This window comes from Burkholderia sp. Bp8963 (genome assembly GCF_003854275.1).
Taxonomy (GTDB): domain Bacteria; phylum Pseudomonadota; class Gammaproteobacteria; order Burkholderiales; family Burkholderiaceae; genus Burkholderia.
The window spans coordinates 1-832 of the sequence record NZ_QTQP01000168.1 but is presented as its reverse complement, the minus strand read 5'-3'; the positions used below and the strand labels follow the sequence as shown (position 1 = coordinate 832).

Here is an 832-nt window from a genome sequence, read left to right as displayed (position 1 = left end):
CTAGGGTCTGTTTACATTCGATGAAATGTGTTTACATCTTGTCTTTTGCGCGAGCAGGTCAAGATGATTCGAACATTACTGAGCGATGAAGTATGGGCACGAATCGAATCCGTCTTGCCGGGCAAGGAAGGCGATCCAGGGCGCACGGCGACCGACAATCGTTGGTTTGTCGAAGCTGTCCTCTGGATCGGCCGAACCGGCTGCCCCTGGCGCGATTTGCCGAAAGAGTTCGGCCGATGGCATACGGTGTACATGCGCTTCTCTCGGTGGCGTCGCAAAGGCGTGTGGGAACGCGTGGCGCACGCCGTGTCCGACGAGACGGAGATCAAACGTGTGCTGATCGACTCGACCATCGTGCGTGCGCACCAGCATTCGGCCGGCGCTCGAAAAAAAGCGGCCCGCAAGCTCTCGGCCGCTCGCGCGGAGGACTGACGACCAAGCTGCATCTGGCCGTCGACGAAGCCGGGCGGCCTCTGCGAATGATCGTCACCGAAGGACAGGTCTCGGACATTTCGTGTGCGCACGAATTGGTCGAGCATCTGCGCACGGGTGCTGTGATTGCTGACAAAGGCTACGACTCGGATGCCTTCGTGAACACCATCCGCGCTACGCGTGCGAAGGCCGTTATCCCGCCGCGCTCGAATCGAAAGACCAAGCGTCGGTACAGCCGCGCGCTGTATCGAACTCGGAACATCGTCGAACGCTTCTTCAATCGCATCAAACATTTTCGTCGCGTCTCCACTCGTTACGACAAGCTCGCCGGCAACTATTTCGCCTTCGCGGTGCTTGCCTGCGCCTTTGGGCCGCTGGTGAGAATGTGAACAGGACCTAG

General features: G+C 59.0%; 1 protein-coding gene. It reads left to right on the top strand.

What is annotated here, in order from left to right; translation table 11 throughout:
• Window positions 1–63 precede the first annotated feature (63 nt).
• A protein-coding gene (locus tag DID96_RS37850) for an IS5 family transposase (protein ID WP_185732511.1) occupies window positions 64–821 on the top strand; the annotation gives its coding sequence in 2 pieces (ribosomal slippage) (window positions 64–385 and window positions 385–821; 759 coding nt in all).
• Window positions 822–832 lie beyond the last annotated feature (11 nt).